We start from the raw sequence: 16,464 nt of genomic DNA on the forward strand, positions 1-16,464 counted from the left end.
GATGATCCTTATTGACGCACGGGACTGGAACGATAGTCGGCACGGCGCTTGAGCTGGTACTCGCTCACCGCGCGATTGTGCTGCTCCAGGGTGTCGGAGAATACATGGCTGCCGTCGCCACGGGCGACGAAGTACAGGCTCTTGCCGTCGACCGGATGCAATGCGGCATGGATCGCCTCACGCCCGACCAGGGCAATCGGCGTCGGCGGCATGCCGTCGATGGTGTAGGTGTTGTAGGGCGTCGGCTCGCGCAGGTGGGCACGGGTCAGGTTGCCGTTGTAGCGCTCGCCCAGGCCGAAGATCACTGTCGGGTCGGTCTGCAGGCGCATGCTGTTGCGCAGGCGCCGGACGAAGACGCCGGCGATCTGCCCGCGCTCCTCCGGCACCCCGGTCTCCTTCTCCACCATCGAGGCCATGATCAGCGCATCGTAGGGCTTGCGGTACGGCAGGCCCTCGGCACGCTTGCGCCATTCCTCGTCCAGCACCAGATCCAGGCGGGCGTGGGCCTGCTTGAGCAGCTCGAAGTCGCTCATGCCGCGCACATAGCGGTAGGTATCGGGAAAGAAGCGCCCCTCGGGGCTGACACCCGGCTGCCCGAGCTTGGCCATCAAGGCGGCGTCGTCGAGTTCGGCCACGCTCTGCTGCAAGGCACTCTGCCGGCTCAGGGCGGCACGCACCTGGCGAAAGCTCCAGCCCTCGACCAGGGTCAGGCTGTACTGCACCACCTCGCCCCGCTGCCACAGGCCCAGCAGATCGCGCGCCTTGTGCTCGGGCAGCAGGCGGTATTCGCCGCTGTGCAGAGCCTGGCCAGGCAGCCTGAAGCGCCAGTACTGACGCAGCCAGAAGGCGCCATCGAGCACCCCCTCGGCTTGCAACTGGTTGAGCAGGCCACCGGGAGTGGCCCCGGGCTCGACATTCAGCAGGCGCGCCTCGCTCAGCTGCAGTGGTTGCTCCAGCGCCGACTGCAGGCGCCAGGCGGCCAGCGCCAGGGATACCACGAGCAGCAGCACGCCTGCGGCGAGCAGCAGCAAAAGCTTGCGTATCACGAATCAGGAATCCAGAAGACTGCGGATAATGCCCTGCAGTTTACGGGTCAACGGCCCGACCGACCAGTCGTGCCCCTGCAGCTCGCGCACCGGCCAGATGCCATATAGGCTGTTGCAGAGGAACACCTCGTCGGCAGCCAGCAGGTCGGCGCGGCTGATATCGCCCAGCTGCACGGCAATCCCCAGCGCGGCGGCCTGCGCCAGCACCTCGGCACGCATCACCCCGGCCACGCCGCAGCGCGACAGGTCGGCGCTGAGCAGGCGGCCATCCTTGACCAGGAACAGGTTGCTGTAGACGCCCTCGATCACCCGCCCGGCGCCATCGCACATCAGCCCCTCGGCATAAGCCGGGTCCTGCCACTCGCTGCGGGCCAGGACCTGCTCGAGACGGTTCAGGTGCTTGAGCCCGGCCAGCAACGGCTGCTCGGCCAGGCGCGTGACACAGGGAAACAGGCGCACGCCCCGGTCGGCATGCTCCGCCGGGTAAACCGGCATAGGGCTGCCGAGCAGGATGCGTCGGGGCTGCGTGGGCTGCGGCGGCGCATAGCCGCGCGCGCCCTCGCCACGGGTAACCAGCAACTTGGCGACGCCCTCGCCCAGCTCGGCGCAGAAGGCCAGCAGCTCGCGTTCCAGCTCGCCGAGGTCGAGCGGCAGGCGCAAGCGCCGCAGGCCATCGTCGAGGCGCGCCAGGTGGCGGGCCAGCAGACGCGGCTGCCCACCGCGCACGGCGATCGTCTCGAACAGACCATCGCCGTAAGCCAGGCCACGGTCCAGCACGGACAGCTGCGCCGCCGGCTGGCCGTCGACCCAGCTCAACATCAGCCGGCGAACCGACGGAATACCAGCGAGCCGTTGGTGCCGCCAAAGCCGAAGGAGTTGGACAGCACCGCGTCGATCGGCATGGCCTTGGCCTGATGCGCGACGAAATCGAGGTCGCAGCCTTCGTCCGGCTCATCCAGGTTGATGGTTGGCGGCGCCACCTGGTCGCGGATCGCCAGCACGCTGAAGATCGCCTCGACGGCGCCCGCCGCGCCCAGCAGGTGACCGGTCATCGACTTGGTCGAACTGACCGCCAGCTGGTAGGCCTGCTCGCCGAATACCGACTTGACCGCAGCGGCCTCGGCCTTGTCGCCGGCCGAGGTCGAGGTGCCGTGGGCATTGATGTACTGCACTTGGTCGACGTTCAACCCGGCATCGCGCAGCGCATTGCTCATGCAGCGCGCGGCGCCGGCGCCGTCTTCCGGCGGCGAGGTCATGTGGTAGGCGTCGCCGCTCATGCCGAAACCGACCAGCTCGGCATAGATGGTCGCGCCGCGGGCCTTGGCGTGTTCGAGTTCCTCGAGCACCAGGGCACCGGCGCCATCGGACAGGACGAAGCCATCACGGCCCTTGTCCCACGGCCGGCTGGCCCGTGCTGGATCGTCGTTGCGGGTCGACAGCGCACGGGCTGCGCCGAAACCGCCCATGCCCAGGCCGCTGGTGGCCATTTCCGCGCCACCGGCAACCATCACGTCGGCTTCGCCATAGGCGATATTGCGCGCTGCCATGCCGATGCAGTGGGTGCCGGTGGTGCAGGCGGTGGCAACGGCGTAGTTGGGGCCCTGCAGACCCAGATGGATCGACAGGAAGCCGGAAATCATGTTGATGATCGAGCCGGGCACGAAGAACGGCGAAATACGCCGCGGCCCCTGTTCGATCAGGGACTTGCAGTTGTTCTCGATATTGGTCAGGCCGCCGATGCCCGAGCCCATGGCCACGCCGATGCGCTCGCGGTTGGCGTCCGTGACTTCCAGGCCGGAATGGCGCATCGCCTGGAAGCTCGCCGCCAGGCCGTACTGGATGAAGTAGTCGAGCTTGCGCGCCTCCTTGGCGCTCAGGTACTCCTCGACATTGAAGCCCCGCACCGAGCCGCCAAAACGGGTGGAAAAGGCGGAAAGGTCCATATGCTCGATCAGGCCGATGCCACTGCGACCGGCCAGGATGCCCTGCCAGCTGCTTGCCACATCGACGCCCAACGGCGACAGCATGCCCATACCGGTAACCACAACGCGTCTACGCGACACAGCGAAATCCTCTTGTTCTGTTTGAAACCTGCCGGCCCATCAAAGAAAAACCGCACGCCTCGTGAGGGGCAGTGCGGCTTTTCCGGGTCCGAAAACCGTCGATTACGATCAATCAGCCGTGGGCGTTGATGTAGTCGATGGCTTCCTGAACGGTGGTGATCTTCTCAGCTTGCTCGTCCGGGATCTCGGTCTCGAATTCCTCTTCCAGAGCCATCACCAGCTCGACGGTGTCAAGGGAGTCGGCGCCCAGGTCTTCGACGAAGGAAGCGCTGTTGGTAACTTCGTCTTCTTTAACGCCCAGTTGCTCGGCGACGATTTTCTTGACGCGTTCTTCGATGGTGCTCATGTCTAGTTTTCACTCCTATGGAAAAAATCCGTGCAGCTGAGCCGCAGTGTATAGAAAGGGTTTTCTAACTTTCAAGCCAAACGCCGAGCCCGTCCGAAACAGTTCACAGCGCCGTCTACTGCTGGTTGCACTTTTGTAACGAACTTTAGACAGCTTTTATGACAATTTCCCGCAGGCTCGAGTCACATTCAACTCATGTACATGCCGCCATTCACCGGCACGGTTGCGCCAGTTACGTAGGCCGCGCCGTCGGAGGCGAGGAAACCGACCACCTTGGCGATTTCTTCCGCCTGCCCCAGACGGCCCAGGGGAATCTGCGTCAGCAGCGCTTCTCGCTGGGCTTCCGGCAGTTCGCGGGTCATGTCGGTATCGATGAAGCCCGGGGCCACCGAGTTGACGGTAATGGCACGGGAACCCACTTCGCGCGCCAGGGCGCGACTGAAACCTTCCAGACCGGCCTTGGCCGCAGCATAGTTGACTTGCCCGGCATTGCCCATGGCACCGACCACCGAGCCGATGCTGATGATGCGCCCCCAGCGGGCCTTGGTCATGCCGCGCAGCACGGCCTTGGACAGGCGGAACAGGCTGTTGAGGTTGGTATTGATGACATCGAACCACTCCTCGTCCTTCATCCGCAGCATCAGATTGTCGCGGGTGATGCCGGCGTTGTTGACCAGGATGGCCACCGCACCGAATTCCTTCTGGATCTGTTCCAGCACGGCACTGACCGATTCGTCGTTGCCGACATCCAGCAGCATGCCGGCACCCTGGATGCCCTGCTCCTTGAGCGCCTCGCCTATGCGTGCGGCACCGGCTTCGCTGGTGGCGGTGCCGATCACGGTGGCGCCCTGACGGCCCAGCTCGAACGCGATGGCCTGACCTATGCCACGGCTGGCGCCGGTGACCAGTGCGACCTTGCCTTGCAGACTCATGATGCTCTCCTTGTGTCTCAGGCCAGCGCCGCACGTACGGCGGCGAAGGCTTCCGGGGTTTCCAGATTGTGGGTATTGATGCCTTTGACGCAACGTTTGTTCAAGCCCGCCAGCACCTTGCCCGGCCCGCACTCGACCAAATCGGTGACGCCGCGCTCGGCCAGCAGGACCACGGTTTCCACCCAACGCACCGGGCTGTAGAGCTGCGCCAGCAGGTCACGCTTGAGGGTTTCCAGGTCGGTCGACACGGCGGCGCTGACGTTCTGCACCAGGGCAATCTGCGGAGCCTGCCAGGCCAGGGCGGCCACGGCATCGGCGAACTTCTCCGCCGCCGGGCGCATCAGCGCGCAGTGCGACGGCACACTGACCGGCAGCGGCATGGCGCGCTTGGCGCCCCGCGCCTTGCAGGCCTCGATGGCGCGCTCGACGGCAGCCGCAGCACCGGCGATCACCACCTGCCCCGGGGCATTGAAGTTCACTGCGCTGACCACCTCGCCCTGGGCCGCTTCGGCGCAAGCTGCCAGCACGTCGGCATCCTCCAGACCGAGGATCGCCGCCATGCCGCCCTGCCCGGCCGGCACGGCCTGCTGCATCAGCTGGCCACGCAGCTCGACCAGCTTGAGCGCTTCGGCAAAGCCGATGCTGCCAGCCGCGACCAGGGCCGAATACTCACCCAGGCTGTGCCCGGCGACGAAGGCCGGACGCACCCCGCCCTCGGCCAGCCACAGGCGCCACAGAGCAATGGAAGCCGCCAGAATCGCCGGCTGGGTCTTGTCGGTTTCATTGAGGCGCTCTTCCGGCCCCTGCTGGATCAAGGCCCAGAGGTCGTAGCCGAGCGCATCGGCGGCTTCGGCGAAGGTCTCGCGGATCAGCGGCTGCTGCGCACCAATCTCGGCCAGCATGCCGAGCGACTGCGAGCCCTGACCGGGGAAGACAAATGCGAGGGAGTTGGACATCAGAACTTTCCCTTATCTACTGAGCAATGGGAGAAGGTGGAGCTGGCCAGGCCAGCCTCGAACTGCAGATTGGATGATCCGGAAAAACCTGCGGTCACAGACCAGACCACAGCTTTTGCGCACTGTTCAGCCGGGACGAGCCCCACCGCCACAATGACCAGCGGGTCACACAGGCGAAAAAAGCAAGCCGACGTCAGAGCAACAGGTCTTCGAGACGGCCATGCAGGCGCTGCGGCAGATTTTCGCGCACTTCGAGCAAAGCCCGACGAATGGCGCTCTGGAAGCCCTCCACGCCCGCCGCACCATGGCTCTTGACCACGATGCCCTGCAGCCCGAGAAAGCTCGCGCCATTATGCTGCGCCGGCGTCAGCTCGGTCTGCAGGCGCCGCAGCAAAGGCAGCGCCATGCCGCCAACCAGGCGCGTGGCAATATTTTCGCGAAACAGGGCCTCTATACGCGCCGAAATCATCGACGCCAGGCCTTCGCTGGACTTGAGCAGGATATTGCCGACGAAGCCGTCGCACACCACCACATCGGCCTCACCCCGGTACAAGCCATCGCCCTCGATGAAACCGGTGTAGTTCAGCCCCCGGGCCTGCTGCAGGAGGCTGGCGGCCAGCTTGACCTGCTGGTTGCCCTTGACCTCTTCGGTGCCGACGTTGAGCAGCGCCACGCGCGGGCGAACCACGCCCAAGGCCTCGGCGGCCACCGAGCCCATGACCGCGAACTGGTAGAGATGTTCAGCACTGCAGTCGACATTGGCGCCCAGATCGAGCAGCTGGCAGCTACCGGTCGCCGTCGGCACCGGGCTGACCATCGCCGGCCGATCGATGCCGGGCAAGGTTTTCAGCACATAACGCGACAAGGCCATCAGCGCACCGGTATTGCCGGCACTGACACAGGCCTTGGCTCGCCCGCAGCGCACCAGCTCCAGCGCCACCCGCATGGAGGCATCGGGCTTGCCACGCAGAGCCTGCGAGGGCCGCTCATCCATGCCGATCACCTCGCTGGCATGTTCGACATGCAGGCGTGCGCGATCCACAGCAGAATGCCGAGCGATCAGATCTTCGAGTATGGGAGCTTGGCCGACAAGGACCAGGTGTAGCGAGGGGAATTCGGCCAGACAGGCGATGCTGGCTGGAACAATGCAGTGGGGACCGAAGTCCCCACCCATTGCATCAATTGCGATCAACGGAGCAGACAAGGATTACTCGTCGGCGCCCTTGTCGATCACTTTGCGACCACGGTATACGCCTTCCGGAGATACGTGGTGGCGCAGGTGAACTTCACCGGTGCTCTTCTCGACGGACAGGGTGCTGGCCTCGAGCGCATCGTGGGAACGACGCATGTCGCGGGCAGAGCGGGATTTTTTGTTCTGCTGAACAGCCATAACTGATTAACTCCTAAACGTTTGGGTCACGCTTTAACTGCGCCAATACACTGAACGGGTTGGACCGCGGTACCTCGTCCTCGCTCGACTCGGGCTCTTCGAGACCGGCCGGCTGCTGGCAATCCTCATGGGCATGGGCTGGTACGATGGGCAGAGCGAGCAACAGCTCGTCTTCGACCAGCGCCATCAGATCCAAAGGATCCTCACCCACTTCCAGCACGTCATAGCCCTTGGGCAGCGACTGGGTATCCGCGCCTTCCTTCACCACCGCGTAATCACACTCGCTTTGGATCGGCAGCACGACCAGTTCCAGACAACGCTGGCAAATCATCTTGACCTCAACCTTGAGCTCGCTGTGAATGCTCACAGCACGTCGCTCGCCACGCACGAAGGCCAGCTTCGCGTGCACAGTGCCGGCATTATCTGCCAGCGACTCGCAGAGACGCTCGAAACTTGCCAACGGCATCGACCCTTCGAGGGTGACGCCGCGATCAGCGAGTTTGCGCGGATCAACGTGGGGTGGAATCGGTCCATTCAACATAGGCGCAGCATTCTAGGGATGCACCCTGGCGCTGTCAAAGGAAATTCCGCCCTGTGCGCCCAATGAGCGAACCGTTAAAATTCGCCGCTTTAACCCGGAGAAAGCCATGCCGCCCCTGGCGCTCGCCTCAAGCTCAGCCTATCGCCGTGAACTGCTGGCACGCCTGCGCCAACCCTTTACCTGGAGCGCGCCGGCCATCGACGAAACGCCGCAGCCGGGAGAACCTGCCGAAGCCCTGGTGCGCCGCCTGGCCGAAGCCAAGGCGCGCGCCCTGAGCGAAGAGCATCCGCAGCACCTGATCATCGGCTCGGACCAGGTCGCTGTGCTGGGCGAGCAGATACTCGGCAAACCGCACGACTTCGAACGCGCCAAGCAACAGCTACTGGCCGCCAGCGGCGCCAGCGTCACCTTCCTCACCGGCCTGGCCCTGCTCAACAGCGCCAGCGGCCACTGCCAGGTCGACTGCATCCCCTTCACCGTGCACTTTCGCCAGCTGAACGTAGCCCAGATCAGTCGCTACCTGGAACTCGAACAACCCTACGACTGCGCCGGCAGCTTCAAGGCCGAAGGCCTCGGCGTCAGCCTGTTCCGCGCCACCGAAGGTGACGACGCCACCAGCCTGATCGGCCTGCCGCTGATCCGCCTGGTCGGCATGCTGCACGAGGAAGGCATCCACATTCCCTGAGCAACCCATATAAAGAAGCCCGGCAAGCCGGGCTTCTCTCATCACGGGAGCACTCAGCGCAGCGCCGGCCCCTGGAAGCCCGCCCAGATCGCCAGATGCTCGGCCACGCTGGCACCGAGCTTCTTGGCAAAACGGTCGAAAGGCGTCTCCTTGCGGGTGTAGTCGACGATCTCCTTCGCCCCGATCACCTCGCGCGCAACGAAACTGCTGCTACCCAGGGCATCGACCAGGCCCAACTCCAGCGCCTGCTCGCCCGACCAGATCAACCCGGAAAACAATTCGGGATGCTCAGCCACCTTGAGGCGATCGCCACGCCCCTTCTTCACGCTGTCAATGAACTGCTGATGGGTGGTTTGCAGCACCCCCTGCCAGAACTGGGTTTCCTCGGCCTTCTGCGGCTGGAACGGGTCGAGGAAGGCCTTGTGCTCGCCCGAGGTGTAGACGCGACGATCCACGCCGATCTTCTCCATCACCCCGACAAAACCGAAGGTGGCCGCAGTCACCCCGATGGAGCCGACCAGGCTGGCCTTATCGGCATAGATCTGGTCGGCCGCACTGGCGATGTAATAGGCGCCGGAAGCCCCCAGATCGCTGATCACCGCATACACCTTGATGTCCGGATGCTCGGCACGCAGGCGCTTGATCTCGTCATAGATGTAGCCCGACTGCACCGGACTGCCGCCCGGGCTGTTGATGCGCAGCACGACGCCCTTGGTTTTCGCATCCTCGAAGGCCGTGCGCAGACTACTGACGACGTTGTCGGCACTGGCCGCCTCGTCCGCCATGATCATGCCGCGAATCTCGATCAGCGCCGTATGGTTTTCGCTGCGCGCCGCCCCCTGCTGCAGATTCAGGCTCGGAGTGAACAGCACCAGCGCGCCGAACAGGTAAATGAAGGTCAGCGTCTTGAAGAAAATCCCCCAGCGCCGCGCGCGCCGCTGCTCCTGCACGCCAGCCAGCAGGGTCTTTTCCAGCAGTTTCCAGCTCCGATCGTCGCCATTGCCAGCGACCGACGCATTCCATTCATCCGACATACTCGCCCACTCCAGCCGTCTGTTCATGTGCATGCGCACCCAACCAGGTACGCAACTCGGAAAACTCATTGATCGCCAGACGCGGCCCATAGGCGCGCAAACTGTCCAGCGGCTGCGCACCGAAGCCCACTGCCACCGAATCCATGCCGGCATTGCACGCCATCTGCAGATCGAAGGCCGAATCGCCGACCATCAGCGCCTGCTGTGGCTGCAGGGCAAAATGCGCCAGGATCTCCTGCAGCATCAGCGGATGTGGCTTGCTCGCCGTTTCATCGGCGCAGCGGGTAATGTCGAAGTAATCCAGCCAGCCACGCCCCTGCAGCACCCGCTGCAGGCCATGGCGACTCTTGCCGGTAGCCACCGCCAGGCGATAGCCATCGGCACGAAAGGCCTCCAGCGACTCAGCCACCCCTGGGAACAGCGCCGACGGCTCGCCTTCCAGCTGCAAGTACCCTTCACTGTAGGCAGCCCGAAAGCGCTCAACCAGCTCAGGCTCTTCAAGCTGCGGATACAGGCTACGGATAGCCTCGGGCAGCCCCAGACCGATGATGCCCTTGATGGCCGCATCGCTGAGCTGGGGCAAATCGCAGAGATCCGCCGCCCAGCGCATAGCCGTGACGATACGACCGATCGAATCGACCAGCGTGCCGTCCCAGTCGAAGATCAGCAGTCGATAATCACCCACCGAGACGCTCCAGGGTCCGCTCCCACATTTCATCCACCGGCGCCTCCAGCTGCAGCTCGCCACCTTCCGGCAGGCTGATCTTCAGCGCATAGGCATGCAGGAACAGACGCTTGCCGCCCAGCTCGCGGATCTCGCGAGTGAAGTCATCATCGCCGTACTTGGAATCCCCGGCAATCGAATGCCCGGCATGCTTGGCGTGCACGCGGATCTGGTGGGTGCGCCCGGTGATCGGACTGGCCTCGACCAGGGTGGCGAACTCGCCGAAACGGCGCAGCACGCGAAATACGGTCAAGGCCTCCTTGCCCTCGGGATTGACCTCGACCATCCGCTCGCCGGAACGCAGATTGCTCTTCAGCAGCGGCGCACTGATCTTCTTCTTCGCCGTCGGCCAGTTGCCGCGCACCAGCGCCATGTAGCGCTTGTCCACGCCATCACCACGCAGCGCCTCGTGCAGGTGGCGCAGCATGCTGCGCTTCTTGGCGATCATCAGCAGACCGGAGGTATCGCGATCCAGGCGATGGACCAGCTCGATATCCTTGGCATCCGGGCGCAACTGACGGAAAGCTTCGATCACCCCGTAATTCAGGCCGCTGCCGCCGTGCACGGCAATGCCGGCCGGCTTGTTCAACACGATCAGCGCCTTGTCTTCATAGACAATGGCCGCCTCCAGACGCTCCAGCAGGCTCTGCGCCAGCGGCACCGGCTCGTCACGCTCCGGCAGGCGCAGCGGCGGGACGCGCACGACATCGCCCGCCTGCAGTTTGTATTCGGGTTTTATCCGGCCTTTATTAACCCGCACTTCGCCCTTGCGCAGGATGCGATAGATGAGGGTTTTCGGCACGCCCTTGAGGCGCGCGAGCAGGAAGTTGTCGATTCGTTGGCCGGCAAGATCCGGCGCAACCTCAATCAGCTGGACGCCGGAGGTTGGGGAGGCAGGAGTAGTCATGCTGGCGATCATAACAATTTTTTATTGAATTGAAGCACTTAATCATTGCTGATATGCTCGGGAGCGCCGCCAAAAGCGGACCGGCCAGCGGATGACCGACTACACAAGCATCCCTGCCGAGCGCAACCCATTCAGGACGTGAGGCCGTCCGACGGGATTTTCGCCGCACAAGAGCGCGAAAATCCCGGAAACAACGCCTTGAGCCATAGACGCGCAAGCCTCCCCCGGAAGCTTGCGAATAATGCTAACCCGCTGCGGATTCTGCGAGCGGCACCCGATTTTAGCGATACGTGTAGGGTGGAGATGCACAACCGTCGGACTGCGTAGCAACAGGCTTTACAAGACGCGTCATTATCGTCCGCAGCGACTGGTTGATTCCTCCCCTGACTGAGTGCTTCTGTCACCACAGCAAGCAGGAGCGTCGTCGCAACCCAACCGCCACAGGCCAACGGTTGCTAGACACTGGAATGATTTACGCCCATTCCTGACGCGCCCTGACACCGACCGTGAGAGTCGTGTGTGCCAACCGCCGTTTCCGGCAGCCCCGGAAACCATTGGTACAACATGAAAAGAATGCTGATCAACGCAACTCAACCCGAAGAGTTGCGTGTCGCCCTGGTAGACGGCCAGAAGCTCTACGACCTGGATATCGAATCCGGCGCCCGCGAGCAGAAGAAGGCCAACATCTATAAAGGCCGCATTACCCGTGTCGAGCCCAGCCTCGAGGCTGCCTTCGTCGACTTCGGCGCCGAGCGCCACGGCTTCCTGCCCCTGAAAGAAATCTCCCGCGAATACTTCAGCAAGTCGCCCGAAGGCGGCCGCGTCAACATCAAGGAAGTGCTCAAGGAAGGCCAGGAAGTCATCGTTCAGGTCGAGAAGGAAGAGCGCGGCAACAAAGGCGCCGCCCTCACCACCTTCATCAGCCTGGCCGGTCGCTACCTGGTACTGATGCCGAACAACCCGCGCGCCGGCGGCATTTCCCGCCGCATCGAAGGCGAAGAGCGCAACGAGCTGCGTGAAGCGCTGAACGGCCTCGACGCCCCGGGCGACATGGGCCTGATCGTGCGCACCGCCGGCCTGGGCCGCAGCAGCGAAGAACTGCAACTCGACCTCGACTACCTGATCCAGTTGTGGACCGCGATCAAGGATGCCTCGCAGGATCGCGCCGCGCCGTTCCTGATCTATCAGGAATCCAACGTCATCATCCGCGCCATCCGCGACTACCTGCGCCAGGACATCGGCGAAGTGCTGGTCGACAGCGTCGAAGCCCAGGACGAAGCCCTGTCCTTCATCCAGCAGGTCATGCCGCAGTACGCCAGCAAGATCAAGCTGTACGAAGACAGCGTGCCGCTGTTCAACCGCTTCCAGATCGAAAGCCAGATCGAAACCGCCTTCCAGCGCGAAGTGAAGCTGCCGTCCGGCGGCTCCATCGTCATCGACCCGACCGAAGCCCTGGTGTCCATCGACATCAACTCGGCGCGCGCCACCAAGGGCAGCGACATCGAAGAAACCGCCCTGCAGACCAACCTGGAAGCGGCCGAGGAAATCGCCCGTCAGCTGCGCCTGCGCGACATCGGCGGCCTGATCGTGATCGACTTCATCGACATGACCCCGGCCAAGAACCAGCGCGCCGTGGAAGAGAAAGTCCGCGAAGCCCTGGAAGCCGACCGCGCCCGCGTCCAGGTCGGCCGCATCTCGCGTTTCGGCCTGCTGGAAATGTCCCGTCAGCGCCTGCGTCCGTCCCTGGGCGAAAGCAGCGGCATCGTCTGCCCGCGCTGCAACGGTCAGGGCATCATCCGCGACGTCGAATCGCTGTCGCTGGCCATCCTGCGCCTGATCGAAGAAGAAGCCCTGAAGGATCGCACCGCCGAGGTTCGCGCCCAGGTGCCGATCCCGGTTGCCGCCTTCCTGCTCAACGAGAAGCGCAACAGCATCACCAAGATCGAGCTGCGCACTCGTGCACGCATCATCATCCTGCCGAACGATCATCTGGAGACCCCGCACTTCGAAGTGCAGCGTCTGCGCGATGACAGCCCGGAAGTGCAGACCGGCCAATCCAGCTACGAGATGACTCCGACTGAAGTCGAAGACGCTCAGCCGGCCGCAGCCACCCGCACCCTGGTGCGCCAGGAAGCCGCCCTGAAGACCACCCCGCAGCGTGCTGCCGCGCCGACCCCGGCCGCCCCGCCGGCTCCGCTGGCCCCGGCTGCGCCGACCCCGGAACCGAGCCTGTTCAAGGGCTTGGTCAAGTCGCTGGTCAGCCTGTTCGCCGGCAAGGAAGAAGCCGCCGCACCGGTCGTCGAAGAGAAGCCTGCCGAGCGCAAGCCGCGCACTGACGAGCGCCGCAACAGCGGCCGCCAGCAGAATCGTCGCGACGGCAACCGTGGCAGCCGCGGCAGCCGTGATGGCCGCGACGAAGAACGCAAGCCGCGTGAAGAGCGCCAGCCGCGCGAAGCCCGTGAACCCCGCGAGCCTCGCGAGGAACGCCAACCGCGCGAAGTGCGCGAGCCACGTGAGCCGCGCGAAGAGCGCCAGCCACGCGAAGCCCGCGAAGGCCAGGAAAACCGTCGCGAGCGTCAGCCACGCGAAGCCCGCGAGCCCCGCGAAGAGCGCCGCACCCGCGAGCTGCGCGAGCCGCTGGATGCCGCCGCCGGCGACGAAATCCGCAGCGAGGAGCGCGTCGAGCGCAAGCCGCGCGAGGAGCGTCAGCCGCGTCCGCCGCGTGAAGAACGCCAGCCGCGCACCGAACAGGCCGCTGCCGCTGCCGAAGAGGAAGTGCTGGAGAATGCCGAGCAACAGGAAGACGGCCAGGACGACAGCGAAGGTGGCGATCGCCCCCGTCGCCGCTCCCGTGGCCAGCGTCGCCGCAGCAACCGCCGCGAACGTCAGCGTGATGCCGACGGCAACCTGATCGAAGGCAGCGAAGAAAGCGTCGAAGAAGGTGCCGAAGCCGTGGTTGCCGCCGCCGGCGTCGCCGCAGTAGCAGTCGCCACCCTGGACAGCGCCGAAAGCCCGGTAGCCGAGGAACAGGCGCAAGCGCCAAGCGCCACTGCGGAAGCCGTGGAAAGCCCAGCGATCGGCGCACAAGAACCGAGCGCCGAGCCAACCGTTAGCGAAGCCGCCGCCGAGCCCGCAGTCGAAACCATTGCCGCCGTCGAAACCCCGGCAGCCGTGGAAGTCGAAGCCGAGGCAGCCCCGGTAGCCGCAGCCGAACCTGCAGCTGCTGAGCCGGCAGCCGTCGAACCGGCGGCAGTCGAAGCCGTCGCCGTCGAAGTAGCGCCGGTTGTCGCAGCCGTCGAAGAGAGCAGCTCCGCTCCTGCCGAAGCCGCCCCGATCGTCAGCAGCGGCGGCCGCGCGCCCAACGACCCGCGTGAAGTGCGTCGCCGTCAGCGCGAAGCCGAACGCCTGGCCGCCGAAGCCGCCGCCGCAACCCAAGCGCCAGCTGAAGCCCCGGCAGCCGTCGTGAGCGAAGCCCTGGCTGAAGCCGCGCCAGCCGCAGTAGAACCGGTTGCAGTCGAAGCCGAGCCGCAAGCGCAGGAAAGCGCCGAAGCCCCGGCCGAAACCGCCGAGCAGCAGGACGCCGAAGAGCTCAAGCCACAGGCCTGAGCCCCACGCGCATAAAAAAGCCGGACCTAGTGTCCGGCTTTTTTATGCGCGCCTTTCCAGCCAGCGACGACCGCTGGCCAGACGCCCTGCCGGAACCTACTGAAGCGGCGGAATCCCGCTATGGAAGCGGAACTCGCGATCCGGCGACTCGATCAGCTCCTGCTCGAGCGCCCGCACCCGCGCCACGGCCTGATCGACATCCGCCGCCTCGCCGTACTGGTAGGCCAGCTTCAGGTAGCCCTGGAAATGCCGCGCCTCGGACTTGAGCAAGCCACCGTAGAACTTGCTCAGTTCCTCATCCAAGTGCGGCAGCAATGCCTCGAAGCGTTCGCAGGAGCGCGCCTCGATAAAGGCGCCGACCACCAGGGTGTCGACCAGCTTGTGCGGTTCATGGGTACGCACGATGGCACGCAGCGACGAGGCATAGCGGGCGGCCGACACCGGGCGCAGGCCTATCTTTCGCCGCTTCATGATGCGCAGCACCTGCTCGTGATGCACCAGCTCCTCGCGGGCCAGGCGCGACATGGCATTGAGCAGGTCGACATGGCTGCTGTACTTGGCCATCAGGCTCAAGGCCGTGGAGGCGGCCTTGAACTCGCAGTTCTTGTGGTCGATCAGCATGATTTCCTGATCGGCCAGGGCCGCACGAACCCAGGCCTGCGGCGTGGCGCAGCCGAGAAAGACGGCAATCTCGGGAAAGTTCATGCCGCACCGCCAAAGCCGGCACAGCGCACGACGCCGCGCACACTAGGCAGCGGCAGAAACGGGAGGAAACAGATTTCGGTCAGTACGAACATGATTTCGGTACGCATGCGTTCAAGGCTGGTAGACAGGATGAGGGCGCGCCATTATACGAAGGGTGGTGCACAGGGCCAGTGATGTCGTGATACAGGTCAAGACCGATCCCACGACCGCCCGGTTACAGTGAACCCATAGATAAGCATCCATGTTCAGGGAGATGGTCATGCAAGCTATTCGCAGCATTCTGGTGGTGATGGACCCGCAACAGGAAGAGTGCCTGGCACTGAAACGCGCCAAGCTGATTGCCGGGGTAACGCAGTCCCATCTGCATCTGCTGATCTGCGACAAGAAGCAGGAACACGGCGCCCTGCTCGACAAGACCCGCGACAGCCTGATCAAGGAAGGCTACAGCGTCAGCAGCCAGGAGTGCTGGCACGAGAACCTCTACCAGACCATCATCACCGTGCAGCAGGCCGAAGGCTGCGGCCTGGTGATCAAGCAGCACTTCCCGGACAACCCACTGAAGAAGGCCATCCTCACCCCGGATGACTGGAAACTGCTGCGCTACTGCCCGGGCCCGGTGCTGATGGTGAAGACCGATACGCCCTGGACCGGCGGCATCATTCTCGCCGCCGTCGACGTGGGCAACAGCGATGCCGAGCACCGCACCCTGCACTCAGGCATCGTCAGCCACGGTTACGACATCGCCGCGCTGGCCAAGGGCACCCTGCACGTGATTAGCGCGCACCCCTCGCCCATGCTCTCGGCCGCCGACCCGACCTTCCAGCTTAAGGAAACCATCGAGGCGCGCTACCGTGAACAGTGCAAGGCCTTCCAGGCCGAGTTCGAAGTCAGCGACGACCGCCTGCACATCGAGGAAGGCCCGGCCGACGTACTGATCCCCTACACCGCCGAAAAACTCAAGGCCGTGGTCACCGTGATCGGCACCATCGCCCGCACCGGCCTGTCGGGGGCACTGATTGGCAACACCGCGGAAGTGATCCTGGACACCCTGGAAAGCGACGTGCTGGTGCTCAAGCCGGACGAAATCATCGCCCACCTGGAGGAGCTGGTCGCCCAGCACTGAGCCATGGAGCGGGCGCGCCAGCGCCCGTCCATATATCCCGTCGAGTTAGGGTCTAGATGCAATTGGACTGATCCGGGCGACGAGCTGTCCGATCTATCGCCAAAAAATCACCATACTCAATAGTCCAGCGGTAAGACCCGCAAACCGCAGCCTTGCAAGCAGCCCACGGTGCCGATAAGCGACCGCCATCGAGTATCCCGTGGAGTTCGTCAAGCAGTGGGAACTCTGGAATACGCGGCCAGCAGCAAGCTGCCGCGCGCCAGCGCACCCTTCAAGAGCCTGGGGTACAGCTGGTCTTTCTGCAGCCGGCCTGGTCATTGCCTTGCGATCAGCCGGGATGTGCCACGCCCGCTTCCCCAGACAGGCGCTATGCCAGTCGCCGGAACTACCATCAGCGCAGTGGGTA

General features: G+C 64.3%; 16 protein-coding genes. 3 read left to right on the top strand and 13 right to left on the bottom strand.

The window, feature by feature from the left end:
* Window positions 1-8: 8 nt before the first annotated feature.
* From mltG to GV001_RS15420, 9 genes are all read right to left on the bottom strand, one after another.
* Window positions 9-1,046 carry an endolytic transglycosylase MltG gene (mltG, locus tag GV001_RS15380; protein WP_160081357.1) on the bottom strand — a complete coding sequence of 346 codons (1,038 nt, stop codon included), beginning with the start codon at window positions 1,044-1,046 and terminating at the stop codon, window positions 9-11.
* Window positions 1,047-1,049: 3 nt separating this feature from the next.
* Window positions 1,050-1,865, bottom strand: a complete 816-nt coding sequence (pabC, locus tag GV001_RS15385) for an aminodeoxychorismate lyase (RefSeq protein WP_160081359.1) — start codon at window positions 1,863-1,865, stop codon at window positions 1,050-1,052.
* On the bottom strand, window positions 1,865-3,109 hold the full coding sequence (fabF, locus tag GV001_RS15390) for a beta-ketoacyl-ACP synthase II (protein WP_160081361.1): 1,245 nt from the start codon (window positions 3,107-3,109) through the stop codon (window positions 1,865-1,867). Before fabF ends, pabC begins: the two co-directional genes overlap by 1 nt.
* Before the next feature lie 112 nt (window positions 3,110-3,221).
* Window positions 3,222-3,455: an acyl carrier protein gene (acpP, locus tag GV001_RS15395; protein WP_160081363.1), complete on the bottom strand. Its 234-nt coding sequence runs from the start codon at window positions 3,453-3,455 to the stop codon at window positions 3,222-3,224.
* 188 nt (window positions 3,456-3,643) lie between these two features.
* Window positions 3,644-4,387 carry a 3-oxoacyl-ACP reductase FabG gene (gene fabG, locus GV001_RS15400; protein WP_160081365.1) on the bottom strand — a complete coding sequence of 248 codons (744 nt, stop codon included), beginning with the start codon at window positions 4,385-4,387 and terminating at the stop codon, window positions 3,644-3,646.
* A gap of 17 nt (window positions 4,388-4,404) precedes the next feature.
* On the bottom strand, window positions 4,405-5,343 hold the full coding sequence (gene fabD / locus GV001_RS15405; protein WP_160081367.1) for an ACP S-malonyltransferase: 939 nt from the start codon (window positions 5,341-5,343) through the stop codon (window positions 4,405-4,407).
* A gap of 193 nt (window positions 5,344-5,536) precedes the next feature.
* On the bottom strand, window positions 5,537-6,547 hold the full coding sequence (gene plsX, locus GV001_RS15410) for a phosphate acyltransferase PlsX (protein WP_256664936.1): 1,011 nt from the start codon (window positions 6,545-6,547) through the stop codon (window positions 5,537-5,539).
* A gap of 3 nt (window positions 6,548-6,550) precedes the next feature.
* Window positions 6,551-6,733: a 50S ribosomal protein L32 gene (gene rpmF / locus GV001_RS15415; protein WP_003245185.1), complete on the bottom strand. Its 183-nt coding sequence runs from the start codon at window positions 6,731-6,733 to the stop codon at window positions 6,551-6,553.
* A 13-nt stretch (window positions 6,734-6,746) separates the two neighbouring features.
* On the bottom strand, window positions 6,747-7,274 hold the full coding sequence (locus tag GV001_RS15420; RefSeq protein ID WP_160081371.1) for a YceD family protein: 528 nt from the start codon (window positions 7,272-7,274) through the stop codon (window positions 6,747-6,749).
* 106 nt (window positions 7,275-7,380) lie between these two features.
* Between GV001_RS15420 and GV001_RS15425 the strand changes: the two genes are divergently transcribed.
* The gene (locus GV001_RS15425) at window positions 7,381-7,959 is read left to right on the top strand and encodes a nucleoside triphosphate pyrophosphatase (RefSeq protein ID WP_160081373.1); all 579 of its coding nucleotides are present in this window, start codon (window positions 7,381-7,383) and stop codon (window positions 7,957-7,959) included.
* A 53-nt stretch (window positions 7,960-8,012) separates the two neighbouring features.
* On the opposite strand, the gene sppA is transcribed toward GV001_RS15425, so the two are convergent.
* The 3 genes from sppA to rluC are packed head-to-tail and all read right to left on the bottom strand — an operon-like array spanning window position 8,013 to window position 10,624.
* On the bottom strand, window positions 8,013-8,993 hold the full coding sequence (gene sppA / locus GV001_RS15430; RefSeq protein ID WP_160081375.1) for a signal peptide peptidase SppA: 981 nt from the start codon (window positions 8,991-8,993) through the stop codon (window positions 8,013-8,015).
* A complete protein-coding gene (locus GV001_RS15435) occupies window positions 8,983-9,711 on the bottom strand; it encodes an HAD-IA family hydrolase (protein WP_256664937.1) in 729 nt (242 codons plus the stop codon). Before GV001_RS15435 ends, sppA begins: the two co-directional genes overlap by 11 nt.
* Entirely contained in the window at window positions 9,671-10,624 is a 954-nt protein-coding gene (gene rluC, locus GV001_RS15440; protein ID WP_160081377.1) for a 23S rRNA pseudouridine(955/2504/2580) synthase RluC, read from the bottom strand. Before rluC ends, GV001_RS15435 begins: the two co-directional genes overlap by 41 nt.
* Window positions 10,625-11,188: 564 nt before the next feature.
* Between rluC and rne the strand changes: the two genes are divergently transcribed.
* Window positions 11,189-14,230, top strand: a complete 3,042-nt coding sequence (gene rne / locus GV001_RS15445) for a ribonuclease E (RefSeq protein WP_160081379.1) — start codon at window positions 11,189-11,191, stop codon at window positions 14,228-14,230.
* A 96-nt stretch (window positions 14,231-14,326) separates the two neighbouring features.
* Here the strand turns inward: rne and GV001_RS15450 are convergent, their stop codons facing one another.
* Entirely contained in the window at window positions 14,327-14,935 is a 609-nt protein-coding gene (locus GV001_RS15450; RefSeq protein ID WP_160081381.1) for a tRNA-(ms[2]io[6]A)-hydroxylase, read from the bottom strand.
* Between the two features lie 259 nt (window positions 14,936-15,194).
* Here GV001_RS15450 and GV001_RS15455 point away from each other — a divergent pair, with 259 nt between their 5' ends.
* A complete protein-coding gene (locus GV001_RS15455) occupies window positions 15,195-16,058 on the top strand; it encodes a universal stress protein (protein WP_160081383.1) in 864 nt (287 codons plus the stop codon).
* The last annotated feature ends 406 nt before the right edge of the window (window positions 16,059-16,464 follow it).

The sequence above is a fragment of the Pseudomonas sp. 8AS genome (assembly GCF_902506505.1).
Taxonomy (GTDB): domain Bacteria; phylum Pseudomonadota; class Gammaproteobacteria; order Pseudomonadales; family Pseudomonadaceae; genus Aquipseudomonas.